Below are 14,250 nucleotides of genomic sequence, written 5' to 3'. Positions count from 1 at the left end.
GCTCGTGAACGCCACGCAACTGCTCGCCGACGCCGTTGACCTCGCCCGCGCCGCCGCGCAGGAGGAAGCCGGGTTGGACCGCGTCGGTGCTCATGTGGGGGTGTCCGCCGAGGACGAGTTCTCGGTGACGCACCTCTTCGAGGCCGAGCACGCGGGCTACCGCGGCTGGAACTGGGCCGTGACCGTCGCCTGCGCGGGCGAGGGTTCCCCGGTGTCGGTCAGCGAGGTCGTGCTGCTGCCCGGCCAGGACGCGCTGGTCGCCCCCGAGTGGGTGCCCTGGAGTGAACGGGTTCGCGCCGGTGACCTCGGCGTCGGCGACCTGTTCCCGGCCCGCGAGGACGATCCGCGACTGGTCTCCGGCCACGTCCAGTCCGACGACCCGGCCGTCGAGGAGGTCGCGCTGGAGATCGGCCTCGGCCGTGAGCGCGTGCTGTCCCGCGAGGGCCGGCTCGACGCCGCCGACCGCTGGCTCGCCTCCGACTTCGGCCCCCGCTCTGACATGGCCCGCTCGGCGCCCGCGCACTGCGGCACCTGCGGCTTCTACACCCGCGTGGCCGGTGCGTTCGGCGCCGCGTTCGGCGTGTGCGCGAACGAGATCGCGCCGGCCGACGGCCACGTCGTGCACGTCGAGTACGGCTGCGGCGCGCACTCGCAGGTCGAGGTCGACATGAGCCCCATGGTCCCGGTCGCCGACCTGGTCTACGACGACGCGCAGCTGGACGTCTCGGAGTGACCGACCCGTTCGGCACCGAGGCCCTGCGCACCTCGGTCCTCGCGGCCTGGCGCGGTTCGCCCACCCGGTTCCGCGAGGACGCGAACGCGGAGGAGGACCTCCGCATCGGCGGCTACCGCGACCGCCTGCTGGTCGAGCTGGCTCAGAACGCCGCCGACGCCGCGGGCGAGACGCCGGGTGTGCTGAGGATCACCCTCGTCGACGGGGAGCTGCGCGCGGCCAACACCGGCGCGCCGCTGACCGCCGCGGGCGTGGCGGCACTGGCCTCGCTGCGGGCCTCGGCCAAGGAGTCGGGCGTCGGGCAGTTCGGCGTCGGGTTCGCGGCCGTGCTGGCCGTCACGGACGCGCCGCGCGTGGTCTCGGTGTCCGGTGGTGTCGAGTTCTCCGCCGCCCGCACCCGCACGGAGGTCCCGGAGCTGGCCGCCGAACGCGGCGGTGACGTGCCGGTGCTGCGGCTGGTGTGGCCGTGTGACGAGCCGGTGCCGGACGGGTTCACGACCGAGGTCCGGCTACCGCTGACCGTCGAGCTGTCGCTCGACGACCTCGCCGCCGAGGTGCCGGACCTGCTGCTGGCGCTGCCGGGGCTGCGCCGCGTCGAGATCGGCTCCCAGTCGTGGGAGCGCTTCGTCACCGCCGACGGCGTGGTGACCGTCGGGCCGGCGCGCTGGCTGGTCGAGCAGGTCTCCGGTGAGCTGCCCGCCGAGCTCGTGCAGGGCGTGGAGCACCGTCCGCAGTGGACCGCCACGTGGGCGTACCCGCTGGACGAGCCGCTGGGCGAGGACGTGCTGCACGCGCCGACCCCGACCGACGAGCGCCTGTCGCTGCCCGCCCGCCTGATCGCGACCGTGCCGGTCGAGCCCTCGCGCCGCCGGGTGCTGCCCGGTGCCGCCGCGTGGGCGGTGCTGGAGTCGGCCGCGGCCCTGTACCCGCGGCTGGTCGCCCGCGTTCCCGCCGTCGAGCGCACGGCACTGGTGCCGCTGCCCGGTTTCCCGCTGTCCGAAGTGGACGACCGGCTGCGCGCGGCGGTGCTGGGGGCGTTGCGCTCGGCCGAATGGCTGCCGCTGGCGTCGGGCGAGTGGATCGCCCCGGCCCGCGCCCGCGTCCTGGACGTCGGCTCCGAGGAGCTCGTCGAGCTGGTCGAGGACGCCCTGCCCGGCCTGCTGGACGCCGAGCTGTCCGCTCCCGTGCACGCGAAGGCGCTGGCCGCGCTGGAGGTCCCGCGCGTCTCGATCGCCGAGGTGGTCGCCGCGCTGGCGGGCATCGACGGCGACCCCGGCTGGTGGCACGACGTCTACGCCGCCCTCGCACCGCTGGCCGAGGTCGACCCGGACGTGCGCGAGGCCCTGCAGTCGCTGCCGGTGCCGCTGGCCGACGGCCGCACCGTGACCGGCCCGCGCACCACCCTGATCGCCGACGAACCGCTGCCCGGCCTGCGCGTCGTGCACCCGGACGCCGTGCACCCGCTGCTGGTCCGCCTGGGCGCCGTCGAGGCGGGTGCCACCGAGCTGCTGGCCGACCCGTCGCTGCGCGAGAACGTGGCGCGGTCGCTGGAGGACGCCGAAGCGGGCCTCGACGCCGACGACCTGATCGACACCGTGCTGCGCCTCGTCGACCGCGCCGCCCTGCGCGCCGGTGAGGAACCGTGGCTCGGCGCACTGGCCCTGCCCGACGCCGCCGGCGAGTGGCACCGCGCCGACGAGCTGCTGCTGCCCGACTCGCCGCTGGTCGGCGTGCTGGAGTCGGACGCGTTCCCGGTGCTGTCGAAGGAGGTCGCCGACACCTACCCGCGCACCGCGCTGGTGGCCCTCGGCGTCGTCGACGGCTTCACCCTGGTGGTCGACGACGAACCGGCCGGCCCCGACCACGACCTGGCCGACGAACAGGCCTGGTGGACCGCCGGCCCCGACGAACCGGCACGCGTCGTCGCCGTCCGCGACCTCGACCTGGTCGCCGACTGGCCCGCGGCACTGCGCCTGCTCGCCGCCGACCCGGTGACCTGGCGCGCCGTCACCGAACCCGACGGCTACACGGGCTGGTGGATCGCCCGCCACGCCACGCTCGCGGGCCGCGCCCCGCAGGAGTACCGCCTGCCCGGCGCCACGGCCCTGGAGGGCCTGTTCGACGTCGTGCCGGACCTGGAGCTCCCCGACCACGTGCTGCGCGCCGCCGGCGTCCGCTCCCGCCTGGAGATCCTCGACGACGACGATGCCGAGCTGGTCCTGAGCCGCCTCGCCGACCCCGGCCGCACCATCGCGGACGCCGTGGTGCTCCGCGCCCACGCGGCACTGCCCGACGGCGACTTCGCACCCCCCGCACGCGTCCGCGTGCTGTCCGGCGAGGTCGTCCCGGCCGACGACGTGGTGGTCCTGGACCACCCGTGGCTCCTGGGCGTCGTACCCGCGTCCCGCGTCCTGCTCGCCGAGGGCTCGGAGGAGCTCGCCGACCTGCTGGACCTGGCACTGGCCTCCGAGGAGTTCGACGGCTCACCCGACCACGTCGGCGAGATCGTGCAGTGGCACGACCTGGCGGCCGTGCGGATGGCCTGCGAACTGCTCGAAGTGCCGTTGCCCGACGGTGTCGTGGTGGTGCACGAGCAGCTGCTGGTCGACGGTCAGCGGGTGGACTGGTGGATGGCGGACGTCCCGCACGCGGCCGACACCCCGGAGGGCCTGGCACGGGCGCTGGCGTGGGTGACGCAGCGGTGGGAGGACCGGCACACGTTCGCGGCGCTGATCACCGAACCGACGGCGGCGACCCTGCTGGGCTGAGCTGGCCGGGCTGAGCAGCTGGGTGGGCTGAGCTGAGCTGGGTGGAGCTGACGCGGCTGGAGCTGACCGGCCGGGTTCGACCCGGCCGCCTCAGGCCGCCACGTCGGCCGCTTCCGCCGCCGGAGTTCCCTCCCGGGCCGGTCCGCGCCGCCGCAGCCGCGGTCGGCCGATGTCCCCGCGGCGCACCAGGATCACCCACGCGGTCACCGTCACCAGCACCGACAGGACCCCGCCGACGATGATCGGCGCGCGGCCGTTGACCTCCCCGAGCCACCCCATCAACGGCCCGCCCACGGGGTTGCCGCCCAGGAACACCAGCATGTAGATGCCCATGACCCGCCCGCGCATCTCCGGTTCGACGGCGAGCTGGACGGTGGCGTTCGCGGTGGTGTTGAAGGTCATCATCGCCACGCCGACCGGGATCATCATCAGGCCGGTCAGCAGCATCGTCGGCATCAGGCCGGACACGACCTCCAGCGCGCCGAACACCACACCGGACCCGATGAACACCGACATCCGCGGGGTCTTGCGCCGGGCGGCGACCGTCGCGCCGGCCAGGGTGCCCACCGCGATCAGGGTCGACAGCAGGCCGTAGGCGTCGGCGTCGCCGCCGAAGACGTTGCGGGCCATGATCGCCAGGGTCAGGTAGAAGTTGAAGCCGAACGTCGAGATGAAGAACACCAGCAGCATCACGGTCATCAGGTCCGGCCGGCTGCGCACGTACCGCAGCCCGGACAGCAGCTGGCCCTTGGCCCGCGGCACCGGGTCGGAGCGCAGCAGCTCCGAGGTCCGCATCAGCCACACGCCGAGCACCACGCCGACGAAGCTGACGGCGTTCGCGACGAACACCCAGCCGGTGCCGATCGCGACGATCGCGAGGCCCGCGACCGCCGGGCCGATGATCCGGGCCAGGTTGAACATCATCGAGTTCAGCGCGACGGCGTTGGTCAGCGACTCGCGGCCGACCATCTCCACGACGAACGACTGCCGCACCGGCGTCTCCACCGCGGAGAAGCAGCCGAGCAGGAAGCACAGCACGTACACGTGCCACAGGGCCACGACACCGGTCACGTCCAGCAGGCCCAGCGCCAGCGCGCACAGGCCGAGCGCCGACTCCAGCCACAGCAGCAGCTTCCGCTTGTCCATGCGGTCGGCCAGCACACCGCCCCACATGGACAGCAGCAGGACGGGCAGGAACTGCAGGGACGCGGCGATGCCGAGCGCGACGGCCGACCCGTCGGTCAGCTCCAGGACCAGCCAGTCCTGGGCGACGCGCTGCATCCACACGCCGACCAGCGAGATGATCTGCCCGGAGGCGTACAGGCGGTAGTTGTGGATGCGAAGTGAGGAGAACATCCCGGTACGCCGAGGTGACGAGGTCTCCGCTCCACCACCCGCGTAACCCGACACGTCCTTACTGCCCCGCCATCCTGTCGATGATCTCGGCCGCCCTGGAGAGCAGCTCGCGTTCCTCCGGCCGCAGCTCGGCCAGCCGCTTGTCCAGCCACGCCTCGCGCGCGGTGATCTCGTCCTGGAGGTAGGACAAGCCTTCGCCGGTCAGCTCGACGATCGCTTGACGGCCGTCGGTGGGGTGCGGGCTGCGCGTGGCGAAGCCGAACTCCTCCAGCGCCGCGATCACCCGCGTCATCGACGGCGGTTGCACGCCTTCCTTGGCCGCGAGCTCACCGGGCGTCAGCGGTCCGCACTTGTGCAGTGTGGACAGCGCGGACACCTGGGTCAGCGACACCGCCGAGTTGGTGCGCTGCGCGCGCAGCCGGCGGTTGAGGCGGACGACGGCAAGCCGGAGCCTGCTCGCCAGACCGTGCTCTTCGTTCGCCACGTAGTTAGCATACCTCACGAAAATGGTTTCTCGCCGAACGTCAGGACAGCAGGGCCTGGATCGGGCCCAGTGCGAAGTAGACGACGAACGCCGCCGACACGACCCACATCAGCGGGTGGACGCTGCGGACCCGGCCGGTCAGCGCCTTGAGCAGCACGTAGCTGACGAAGCCCGCGCCGATGCCGTTCGCGATCGAGTAGGTGAACGGCATGACCACGATCGTGAGGAACGCGGGCAGCGCCACGGTGAAGTCGCTGAAGTCGATCTCGCGGATCTGCATCATCATCAGCGCGCCGACGACCACCAGCGCCGGTGCGGCCGCCTCGATCGGCACGACCTCGTAGAGCGGCGTGAAGAACATCGCCAGCAGGAACAGCACGCCGGTCACGACGTTCGCGAGACCCGTCCGCGCGCCCTCCGCGATGCCCGACGCCGACTCGATGTAGACGGTGTTCGACGAGCTCGACGCCGCACCACCGGCGACCGCGCCCAGACCGTCCACGAACAGCGCCTTGCTCACGTTCGGCAGCTGGCCGTCCTCGTCGATGAGGTCGGCTTCCTTGCCGAGGCCGGTCATCGTGCCGACGGTGTCGAAGAAGTCGGTCAGCACCAGCGTGAACACGATCAACGCCGCGGCCAGCGCGGGCAGCCGCGTCCACGCGCCGAACGACACGTCACCGAGCAGCGACAGGTCGGGGACGCCGAAGACCTGGTCGGGCAGCGCCGGGTAGCCGAGGTTCCAGCCCTTGGCGTTGGTGCCGGCCGACGGTCCCGCCTTGACGACCGCCTCCAGCACGATCGCGAAGATCGCCGTGCCGACGATGCCGATGAGGATCGCGCCCTTCACCTTGCGCGCGAACAGCACGCCCGTGACCACCAGGCCGACCACGAACACCAGCGTCGGCCAGCTCGCGATCGACCCGTTGATGCCCAGCCCGACCGGCACCGTCGTGTTCGCCGCGTCCGGCAGCCTGCGCACGAACCCGGCGTCGACCAGGCCGATGAAGGTGATGAACAGGCCGATGCCCACCGCGATGGCGGCCTTGAGCTCGTTCGGCACGGCGTTGAACACGGCCGTCCGCACGCCCGTGAGCACGAGCAGCAGCACCACCAGGCCGTTGACGAGGACGAGTCCCATCGCCTCCGGCCAGCTGACCTTCGCCGCGACGCTGACCGCCACGAACGAGTTGATGCCGAGCCCCGTGGCCAACGCGAACGGGTAGTTCGCGACCAGTCCGAAGAGGATGGTCATCACACCGGCGACCAGCGCCGTCACCGCCGCGACCTGCCCGACCGGCAGGATGTTGCCCAGCACGTCCGGGTGCGCGCCGGGTCCCGTCGGGGCGAAGCTGCCGATGATCAGCGGGTTCAGCACCACGATGTACGCCATCGTGAAGAACGTCACGACACCGCCGCGCACCTCCCGCGCCACGGTGGACCCGCGCTCGGAAATCTTGAAGAACCCGTCCAGCATCTGGTCTCCTAACCCCGTGTCCGAACGCGACCCCGCCCCCAGCCCGCCGCCGCTGCCGCACCGGCTGGCCGATCCCGTGCCCGTGGTGCTCGGGGGGACGGCGCTGTGGTTCCTCGGTTTTCTCGTGGTGCTCGTCGTCGACCGCTCGAACAGCACCCTGCTCTGGACGACCCTGTGCGGCGGTCTGCTCGGGATCATCGGGTACGGAGTCTTCTACTGGCAACGCGGGGCGGCGAGGCGCGGATCACGCGGGGCGCAGCAGGGCCTCGACGACGCCTAGTCCGGGACTAGCTCGCGCCCAGCGACCGCAGCAGGAACTCGGTCAGCCCGTCGAGGTACCCGTCGTCCACCGGCGCGTGCCGCACCACCAGCCGCCAGTAGATCGGCCCCGCCAGCACGTCCAGCGCCACGTCGACGTCGAGGTCGGCTGGCAGCTCCCCGCAGTCCACCGCCCGCGTCAGCGTCACCGACGCGATGTCGCGCCGCGGCTGTCCCACGCCGACGGCGATGGCGTCCGCCAGCACCGGGTTGCGCCCGCCCTCGGCGATCAGGTCCGGCAGGATCGCCGAGATCCGGTGGTGCGCCAGCCAGTCGTGCACGGCCTGCAGCATCGCGCGCAGGTCGGCCCGCAGCGTGCCGGTCTGCGGCACCTCGGCCGCGGGCACGCTCAGCTCCGCCAGAACGGCGATCACCATGTCCTGCTTGGACGGCCAGCGCCGGTACAGCGCGCTCTTGCCGACGCCTGCGCGTTTGGCGACGGCCTCCATGGACAGCCGGCCGTAGCCGGACGCGGCCAGCTCGTCGAGCACCGCCTCGGAGATCGCGGCGGTGACGTGCGGTTGCAGGACGGCTGCTCCGGTGGGGGCGCGTTTGGTCACGCCCTCAGTGTGGACGATACGGTCCCGTCCCGTCTAACGTAGGTCGAGACGAAACCGTATCGTCCTATCCGGAGGGGCGTCGTGCTGGACCGAGCGCTTGACCTGTTGATAAAGAAGGACATGGCCGGGTTCGCCGGGCTGTGGGCCGAGGACGGGCGGATGGAGTTCCCGTTCGCGCCGGAGGGCTGGCCGAGGGAGGTCACCGGCCGGGCGGGCGTCCGCCACTACATGCGCGACTACCCGAAGATGATCGACGTCAGGGAGGTGCTCTGGCAGCGGGTGCACCGGACGGCCGACCCGGCGGTGACCGTGGCGGAGTTCGACCTCGGGGGAGAGCTCGTGGCCTCCGGCAAGCCGTTCCGCAACCGCTACGTCGTGGTGATCACCGAGCGGGACGGGCAGATCGCCGAGTGGCGCGACTACTGGAACCCGCTGGCCGTCGAGGAGCTCTCGTGACCGTCCTCGTCATCGGCGGCACCGGCACGACCGGCAGCCGCGTCGCACAACGGCTCGAAGACCCGCGCATCGCCTCGCGCCGCACCGGGTTCGACTGGTACCGGCCGGAGACGTTCGCGCCCGCGCTGGAGGGCACCGACGCCGTCTACCTCGTCCCGCCCGTCGGCGAGATCGACCCCGCGCCGCACGTCGAGCGGTTCCTCGCCGCATCTGGTGACCGCAGGGTCGTGCTCCTCAGCTCGTCCGCGCTGCCGGACGACCCGAACGCCCGGCTGGTGCGGCAGCTCCCGGAGTGGACGGTCCTGCGCCCCTCGTGGTTCATGCAGAACTTCCTCGGCGACCACGCGGTCGCGCAGGGCGTGCGGCAGGGCGAGATCGTCACCGCCACGGGTGACGGGCGGGTCGCCTTCGTCGACGCCGGCGACATCGCCGCCGTGGCCGTCGCGGCGCTCACCGGGGACGCGCACAACACCGAGCACGTGCTGACCGGTCCGCAGGCGCTCGGGTACGCCGAGGCGGCCGCGATCATCACCGAGCAGACCGGTGTCCAGGTCCGCCACCGCTCGATCCCCGCGGCCGAGCTGGCCGAGCGGCTCGGGCAGCACCTGCCACCGGAGTTCGCCGCGTTGCTCGCCGCGCTGGACGAGGCCATCGCGGGCGGCGCGGAGGACCGGGTGACCAGTGCGGTCGAGGACGTCACCGGGCATCCGCCCAGGTCGTTCGGGGCGTTCGTGGCCGCGCACCGCGACCGGTGGTAAATCCCGTGCATGGTCATCACCACTGACTGGGTCCGGCTGCTGGTCGTCTGCCTCGTGTTCACGGCCGCGGCCGCCGGCGTCGCGTGGGCGACGGGGCTCACCAGGCCCGCACCGTTCGTCAAGGCCGCCGTCCGCGCCGTGCTCCAGCTCGCCGCCGTCAGCGCGGTCATCACGGTCGTCCTGACCCACCTGGGGCTCACCGCCGCGTTCCTCGTCGTGATGGCCACCGTGGCGACCGCGACGGCCGCCGCGCGCACCAAGACCGGCTGGCAGGGCACCTGGGTCGGGGTGGCCGTCCTGATCGGCACCGTTCCCGCGCTGGGCCTGCTGATCGGGCTGGGGCTCGTGCCGGTGAAGGGCATCGCCCTGATCCCGATCGGCGGCATCCTCATCGGCGGCGCCATGACCACCACGATCCTGGCGGTCAGGAGGGCGCTCGACACGCTCAGGGACCGGCACGGCGAGTACGAGGCGGCGCTGGCGCTCGGGTTCGCCGAGCCGGTGGCGGTCCGGTTCCTCGTCCGCCAGCCCGCGGCCGAGGCGCTGCTGCCGCCGCTCGACCAGACCAGGACGGTCGGGCTGGTCACCCTCCCCGGCGCGTTCGTCGGCATGCTGCTGGGCGGGGCACCGGTGTGGCAGGCGGGCGCGTTGCAGCTGCTCGTGCTGCTCGCCCTGCTCGCGGTCGAGGTGGCAGCCGTCGCGACCGTGGTCGAGCTGGTCGCGCGGGGTCTGGTGCGGAGGACTTCCCAAGAAGGAGAAGTTAGGCTAACCTAACTCTCGTCGCTTCGTGGTGGGAGCGGCAGTCAGTTCGGGAACGGACGAGGCCCCCGCTCTGGGCAGAGCGGGGGCCTCGTCGTGTTCGGCAGCGGGGGCTTGTCGGAGCATCCACCGCCGAAGCGTCAGGGCAGCAGCAGGCCGTTGCGGCCGGTGCGCGCCGCCTCGAAGCGCGCGGAGACGTCCTCCCAGTTGACGACGTTCCACAGCGCGCTGATGTAGTCGGCCTTGAGGTTGCGGTACTGCAGGTAGTACGCGTGCTCCCAGATGTCGAACGCGAGCAGCGGCGTGACCGCGATCGACAGGTTCGAGTGGTGGTCCTTGAGCTGCAACGTGATCAGCTTCTGGGCGATCGGCTCCCACGCGAGGACGCCCCAGCCGGAACCCTGGATGGACGACGCGGCGGCGTTGAGCTGCGCGCGGAACTTGTCGAACGAGCCGAAGTGCTCGTCGATGGCGGCGGCGAGCTCGCCGACCGGCTTGTCGCCGCCGTTCGGGCTCAGGTTCTTCCACCACACCTGGTGCAGCGCGTGGCCGGCCAGGTGGAACGCGAGCGTCGTCTCCAGTCCGACGATCGACCCGAAGGCCTCCTTGTCGCGGGCCTCCTCGATCTGCTCCAGCGTGTCGTTCGCGCCCTTCACGTAGGCCGCGTGGTGCTTGCCGTGGTGCAGCTCGTTGATCTCGCCGATGATCGCCGGCTCCAGGTCGCCGTAGTCGTAGTCGAGATCCGGCAGCACGTACTGGGCCATGTCATCTCTCCAATTGCAATCTCTTGGTTCTTGCAACCTACTAGCAACAAGGTCCAGTTAACCAGTTGCCGTGGCCGGTAGCGTCGTGAGCGTGTCCGTGCTGACAGCCAGGAAGATTTCGCTGTCGTTCGGTCCGAGGACCGTGATCTCGGAGGTTGATCTCGATGTTTCGCCTGGTGACCGCGTCGGCCTGATCGCACCCAACGGTGTCGGCAAGTCCACGCTGCTCCGCCTGCTCGCGGGGGAGCTCCCGCCGGAGACCGGAACCGTCTCGGCCACCGGGACGGTCGCGCACCTGACGCAGGAGACCCTCCCCGTGGCCGGGGAGTCCCTGCGCGACCACCTCGCCCGCCGCACCGGCGTCGCGCCCGCGGAGGCGTGGCTGCAGCGCGCGGCCGAGCAGCTGGCCGCGGGCGGCGGCGCGGACTACCCGGACGCGCTCGACCACTGGACCGCCATCGGTGCCGGTGACTTCGACGACCGCGCGGAGGCCGTGTGCCAGCGCCTCGGCCTGCCCGCCGACCTGCTCGACGGCCGTGCGCCGGACGAGCTGTCCGGTGGGCAGCAGGCACGGCTGCGGCTGGCGGCGGTGCTGCTCACGCGCGCCGACGTGCTGCTGCTCGACGAACCGACCAACGACCTGGACGCCGACGGGCTCGACCTCCTGGAGGCGCACGTGAACGGCCATCCGGGCGCGATCGTGCTCGTCAGCCACGACCGGGAGTTCCTGGCGCGCACCACGACCGAGATCGCCGAGCTCGACGAGTTCACCCACGGCCTCACCGTGTTCGGCGGCGGCTGGGACGCCTACGTCGAGGAGAGGGCGAACGCGGAACGGCGTGCGCACGAGGAGTACGAGAGCTACACGGCCCAGCGCGACTCGCTCGTGCAGCGGTCGCGGCAGACCAGGGAGTGGTCGCGCAAGGGTGCCCGCCGGGCCACGAACGCCAAGGCGCTGAACGACGAACCTGACCGCAACGTCCGGGCCGGCCGCAAGCGCGCCGCGGAGTCGCTCGGCGCGAAGGCGTCCGTTGTGGACCGGCGGCTCGCGAGGCTGGAGGAGGTCGAGGAACCCCGCGAGGCCTGGGAGCTGCGCCTCACCCTGCCGAGCGCGGGACGGGGCAGCTCGGTCGCGTTCACGCTGCGCCAGGCCGTCGTGAGCCGCGGCGACGTGACGCTCGGACCGGTCGACCTCACGATCGGCGCGGGGGAGCGGTGGCGGATCACCGGCCCGAACGGCACGGGCAAGTCGACGTTGCTGGGCGCCCTGCTCGGCCGCATCCCGCTCGTGAGCGGCGAACGCTCGATCGGGCCGGGCGTCGTCGTCGGCGAGGTGGACCAGCTGCGCGCCGAGTTCAGCTCCAGCACGCCCGTGCTGCGGATCGTCGCCGACGCGACGGGCCTGGAGGACGTCGAGGTGCGCACGCTGCTGGCGAAGTTCCGGGTGGGCGCGGACGCCGTGCTGCGCCCCGCCCGTGAGCTCTCACCGGGCGAACGCACCCGCGCGGGCCTGGCGCTGCTGCAGGCGCGCGGGACGAACTGCCTGGTGCTCGACGAGCCGACCAACCACCTGGACCTGCCGGCCATCCAGCAGCTCGAACAGGCCCTGGACACCTACGAGGGGACGTTGCTGCTGGTGACCCACGACCGGCGGCTCGCTTCGGCCGTGCGGGTGGACCGCGAGATCAACGTGCGTGACCTCCTCACGTTTCCACGCGCTAAGGGTGGAAGATAGGAGCATGACCACCGAGGAGGACTGGCCGGTCGAACAGACTTGGTCGATGCGCAACACCCACTGGCACGCCTATGTGGAGCACACTTCGCTCGACCACGCCTCTCCTCGCCAGGTCCGCCTGGAGCGCACGCCGGAGGAGGTGCTGACCTCGCCCGCCGAGGTGGCCGCCTGGCTCGAGGTCAACCTGCGCAGCGCGACGCGCCCGGAGGAGACCGGCAAGAAGCGGGTGAAGGACGAGCGCGACTTCACCGACTCCAACCGCGTGCACGCCTCGCTGGCCTCGCGCGGCGAGTCGATCTACACGGGGGTGAAGGGCGAGCTGACCCTGGCCGTCGAGGCCGTGACGCCGGAGGAGTGCCGGATCTCGCACGACGGCGCCGACGTCGCGCCGCTGAAGGCGGGCCGCCGCCGCTAGTCGATGCGGTGCTCGTGGCCGGCGGCGCCGTTGACGCCGGCCACAGGGGACGACCGGTGCGGACCTACCCGACGTGCCACGAGTGCACGGGCTCGCCCGCGTGCATCAGCTCCATGTACCGCTTGAGCATCCCGGACAGCGCGGCCTCCCGCGACATGCCGCGTTCCTCCAGCAGCGCAACGGTTTCCCGCTGCCACGACGACCCGGTGCGGCGGGCGAGGCAACGCTGCTCGATCACGCCGAGGTAGCGTTCGCGAGCTTCGTCGGAGACACCGCAGTCGCGCAGCCCCTCGTGCGCCATCGGCAGCAGCCGGCGCAGCACCAGCTCGTCCGGCGGGATCCAGCCGATGCCCGGCCAGTACAGCTGGGCGTTCATGCCGTGGCGTGCGCCGGTGTAGAGGTTCTCCTCGGCCGCCTGGAACGACATCTGCGTCCACAGTGGACGTTCCTGTGCGGTGAGCGCGCGCTGGGTCCCGTAGAAGAACGCGGCGTTCGCCATCGTGTCGAGGACCGTCGGGCCCGCCGGCAGCACCCGGTTCTCCACGCGCAGGTGCGGCACGCCGTCGACGACGTCGTAGACGGGCCGGTTCCAGCGCCAGATCGTGCCGTTGTGCAGGCGCAGCTCGGAAAGTCGTGGCGCACCACCGGCTTCGAGGCTCTCGATCGGGTCCTCGTCGTCGGTTTCCGGCAGCAGGCTGGGGAAGTAGCGCACGTTCTCCTCGAACAGGTCGAAGATCGACGTGATCCACCGTTCACCGAACCACACGCGCGGGCGGACGCCCTGGTTCTTGAGCTCGTCCGGGCGGGTGTCGGTGGCCTGCTGGAAGAGCGGGATGCGCGTCTCGTGCCAGAGCGCCTTGCCCAGCAGGAACGCGGAGTTCGCCGCGATGGCGACCTGCACCCCGGCCAGGCACTGCGCCGCGTTCCAGTGCGCGGCGAAGTCGGTCGGTTCCACCTGCAGGTGCAGCTGCACCGACGTGCACGCCGCCTCGGGCAGGATCGACTCCGCGTAGGTCAGGAGCTTCTCCGGGCCCTTGCCCGGCATCGCCGGGCCTTCCATGTGCAGCACCATCTCCTCGCCGCGTGCGGCGAAGATGGTGTCGTTGAGCAGCGCGTACCTCGGGCTCTCCGAGAGCCACTTCCGGTCGAAGTGCCGTTCCCTCAGCGTGGGCAGCACACCGATCATGGCGAGGTTGGCGCCGACGTCATTGGCCTTGGCGTCGGCGTTGTCGAGCGAGGTGCGCAGCTCCTCCTCCAGGCCGAGCATCTCACCGCCGGCCAGCTCGCGCGGCGGGACGTTGATCTCCAGGTTCTGCTGCCCCAGCTCCAAGGTGTAGGAAGGGTCGTCGATCTTCTCGAGCACCTCGGAGTTCGTCATCGCCGGCCGCATCGCGTCGTCGACGAGGTTCAGCTCGATCTCGAGACCCATCTGCTGACGGGGAAAGGAGAACGTGTCTTCTGCGAGCATCGTCGCCAAGGCGTCCAGACTCCGCTGCATCTTCGAGCGGTAACGCTGACGATCGTCTCTGGTGAACGTGCGGCTGGACACTTCACTTCCCATGCCGCTACCCCTTCGCTCGGCGCCGGTGGGCGCGGGCCAGGCGGAACGCCCAACTTGACACAGCGGTAACCTCGTTGACATCGCCCAAATCGGTGCTCTCTGTCACGTC

General features: G+C 71.7%; 14 protein-coding genes. 8 read left to right on the top strand and 6 right to left on the bottom strand.

Annotated elements, in window-relative coordinates; all coding sequences use genetic code 11:
• Positions 1-4: 4 nt before the first annotated feature.
• Together ACZ7CF_RS11690 and ACZ7CF_RS11685 are read left to right on the top strand one after the other, a co-directional pair.
• A complete protein-coding gene (locus ACZ7CF_RS11690) occupies positions 5-733 on the top strand; it encodes a DUF3027 domain-containing protein (RefSeq protein WP_360385555.1) in 729 nt (242 codons plus the stop codon).
• On the top strand, positions 730-3,501 hold the full coding sequence (locus ACZ7CF_RS11685) for a sacsin N-terminal ATP-binding-like domain-containing protein (RefSeq protein WP_470369545.1): 2,772 nt from the start codon (positions 730-732) through the stop codon (positions 3,499-3,501). The genes ACZ7CF_RS11690 and ACZ7CF_RS11685 overlap by 4 nt, the downstream gene beginning before the upstream one ends.
• Positions 3,502-3,591: 90 nt before the next feature.
• On the opposite strand, the gene ACZ7CF_RS11680 is transcribed toward ACZ7CF_RS11685, so the two are convergent.
• The 3 genes from ACZ7CF_RS11680 to ACZ7CF_RS11670 are packed head-to-tail and all read right to left on the bottom strand — an operon-like array spanning position 3,592 to position 6,815.
• Positions 3,592-4,857, bottom strand: coding sequence for an MFS transporter (locus ACZ7CF_RS11680; protein ID WP_360385559.1), 1,266 nt, complete (start codon positions 4,855-4,857; stop codon positions 3,592-3,594).
• A gap of 58 nt (positions 4,858-4,915) precedes the next feature.
• Positions 4,916-5,341, bottom strand: a complete 426-nt coding sequence (locus ACZ7CF_RS11675; RefSeq protein ID WP_360385561.1) for a MarR family winged helix-turn-helix transcriptional regulator — start codon at positions 5,339-5,341, stop codon at positions 4,916-4,918.
• A gap of 40 nt (positions 5,342-5,381) precedes the next feature.
• Entirely contained in the window at positions 5,382-6,815 is a 1,434-nt protein-coding gene (locus ACZ7CF_RS11670) for an NCS2 family permease (RefSeq protein WP_360385563.1), read from the bottom strand.
• Positions 6,816-6,831: 16 nt separating this feature from the next.
• Here ACZ7CF_RS11670 and ACZ7CF_RS11665 point away from each other — a divergent pair, with 16 nt between their 5' ends.
• On the top strand, positions 6,832-7,095 hold the full coding sequence (locus ACZ7CF_RS11665; RefSeq protein WP_360385565.1) for a DUF2530 domain-containing protein: 264 nt from the start codon (positions 6,832-6,834) through the stop codon (positions 7,093-7,095).
• A gap of 7 nt (positions 7,096-7,102) precedes the next feature.
• Here the strand turns inward: ACZ7CF_RS11665 and ACZ7CF_RS11660 are convergent, their stop codons facing one another.
• Positions 7,103-7,693: a TetR/AcrR family transcriptional regulator gene (locus ACZ7CF_RS11660; protein ID WP_470369544.1), complete on the bottom strand. Its 591-nt coding sequence runs from the start codon at positions 7,691-7,693 to the stop codon at positions 7,103-7,105.
• Positions 7,694-7,774: 81 nt separating this feature from the next.
• On the opposite strand from ACZ7CF_RS11660, the gene ACZ7CF_RS11655 reads away from it, so the two are divergent.
• From ACZ7CF_RS11655 to ACZ7CF_RS11645, 3 genes are read left to right on the top strand one after another with little or no spacing between them, the layout of a single operon-like run.
• Positions 7,775-8,149: a nuclear transport factor 2 family protein gene (locus ACZ7CF_RS11655; RefSeq protein WP_360385569.1), complete on the top strand. Its 375-nt coding sequence runs from the start codon at positions 7,775-7,777 to the stop codon at positions 8,147-8,149.
• The gene (locus ACZ7CF_RS11650; protein WP_470369543.1) at positions 8,146-8,907 is read left to right on the top strand and encodes a Rossmann-fold NAD(P)-binding domain-containing protein; all 762 of its coding nucleotides are present in this window, start codon (positions 8,146-8,148) and stop codon (positions 8,905-8,907) included. The genes ACZ7CF_RS11655 and ACZ7CF_RS11650 overlap by 4 nt, the downstream gene beginning before the upstream one ends.
• Positions 8,908-8,916: 9 nt before the next feature.
• Positions 8,917-9,681 carry an ABC transporter permease gene (locus tag ACZ7CF_RS11645; protein ID WP_470369542.1) on the top strand — a complete coding sequence of 255 codons (765 nt, stop codon included), beginning with the start codon at positions 8,917-8,919 and terminating at the stop codon, positions 9,679-9,681.
• 125 nt (positions 9,682-9,806) lie between these two features.
• Here ACZ7CF_RS11645 and ACZ7CF_RS11640 read toward each other — a convergent pair whose 3' ends face one another.
• Positions 9,807-10,430: a superoxide dismutase gene (locus ACZ7CF_RS11640; protein ID WP_360385575.1), complete on the bottom strand. Its 624-nt coding sequence runs from the start codon at positions 10,428-10,430 to the stop codon at positions 9,807-9,809.
• A 91-nt stretch (positions 10,431-10,521) separates the two neighbouring features.
• Between ACZ7CF_RS11640 and ACZ7CF_RS11635 the strand changes: the two genes are divergently transcribed.
• Entirely contained in the window at positions 10,522-12,165 is a 1,644-nt protein-coding gene (locus ACZ7CF_RS11635; RefSeq protein ID WP_470369541.1) for an ABC-F family ATP-binding cassette domain-containing protein, read from the top strand.
• 4 nt (positions 12,166-12,169) lie between these two features.
• Positions 12,170-12,580 carry a hypothetical protein gene (locus tag ACZ7CF_RS11630; RefSeq protein WP_360385579.1) on the top strand — a complete coding sequence of 137 codons (411 nt, stop codon included), beginning with the start codon at positions 12,170-12,172 and terminating at the stop codon, positions 12,578-12,580.
• A 64-nt stretch (positions 12,581-12,644) separates the two neighbouring features.
• Here the strand turns inward: ACZ7CF_RS11630 and ACZ7CF_RS11625 are convergent, their stop codons facing one another.
• Positions 12,645-14,141 carry a glutamate-cysteine ligase family protein gene (locus tag ACZ7CF_RS11625; RefSeq protein WP_360385581.1) on the bottom strand — a complete coding sequence of 499 codons (1,497 nt, stop codon included), beginning with the start codon at positions 14,139-14,141 and terminating at the stop codon, positions 12,645-12,647.
• Positions 14,142-14,250: the final 109 nt, after the last annotated feature.

This window comes from Lentzea sp. NPDC036955 (genome assembly GCF_055608005.1).
This window is presented reverse-complemented; position numbering and strand designations above follow the sequence as displayed.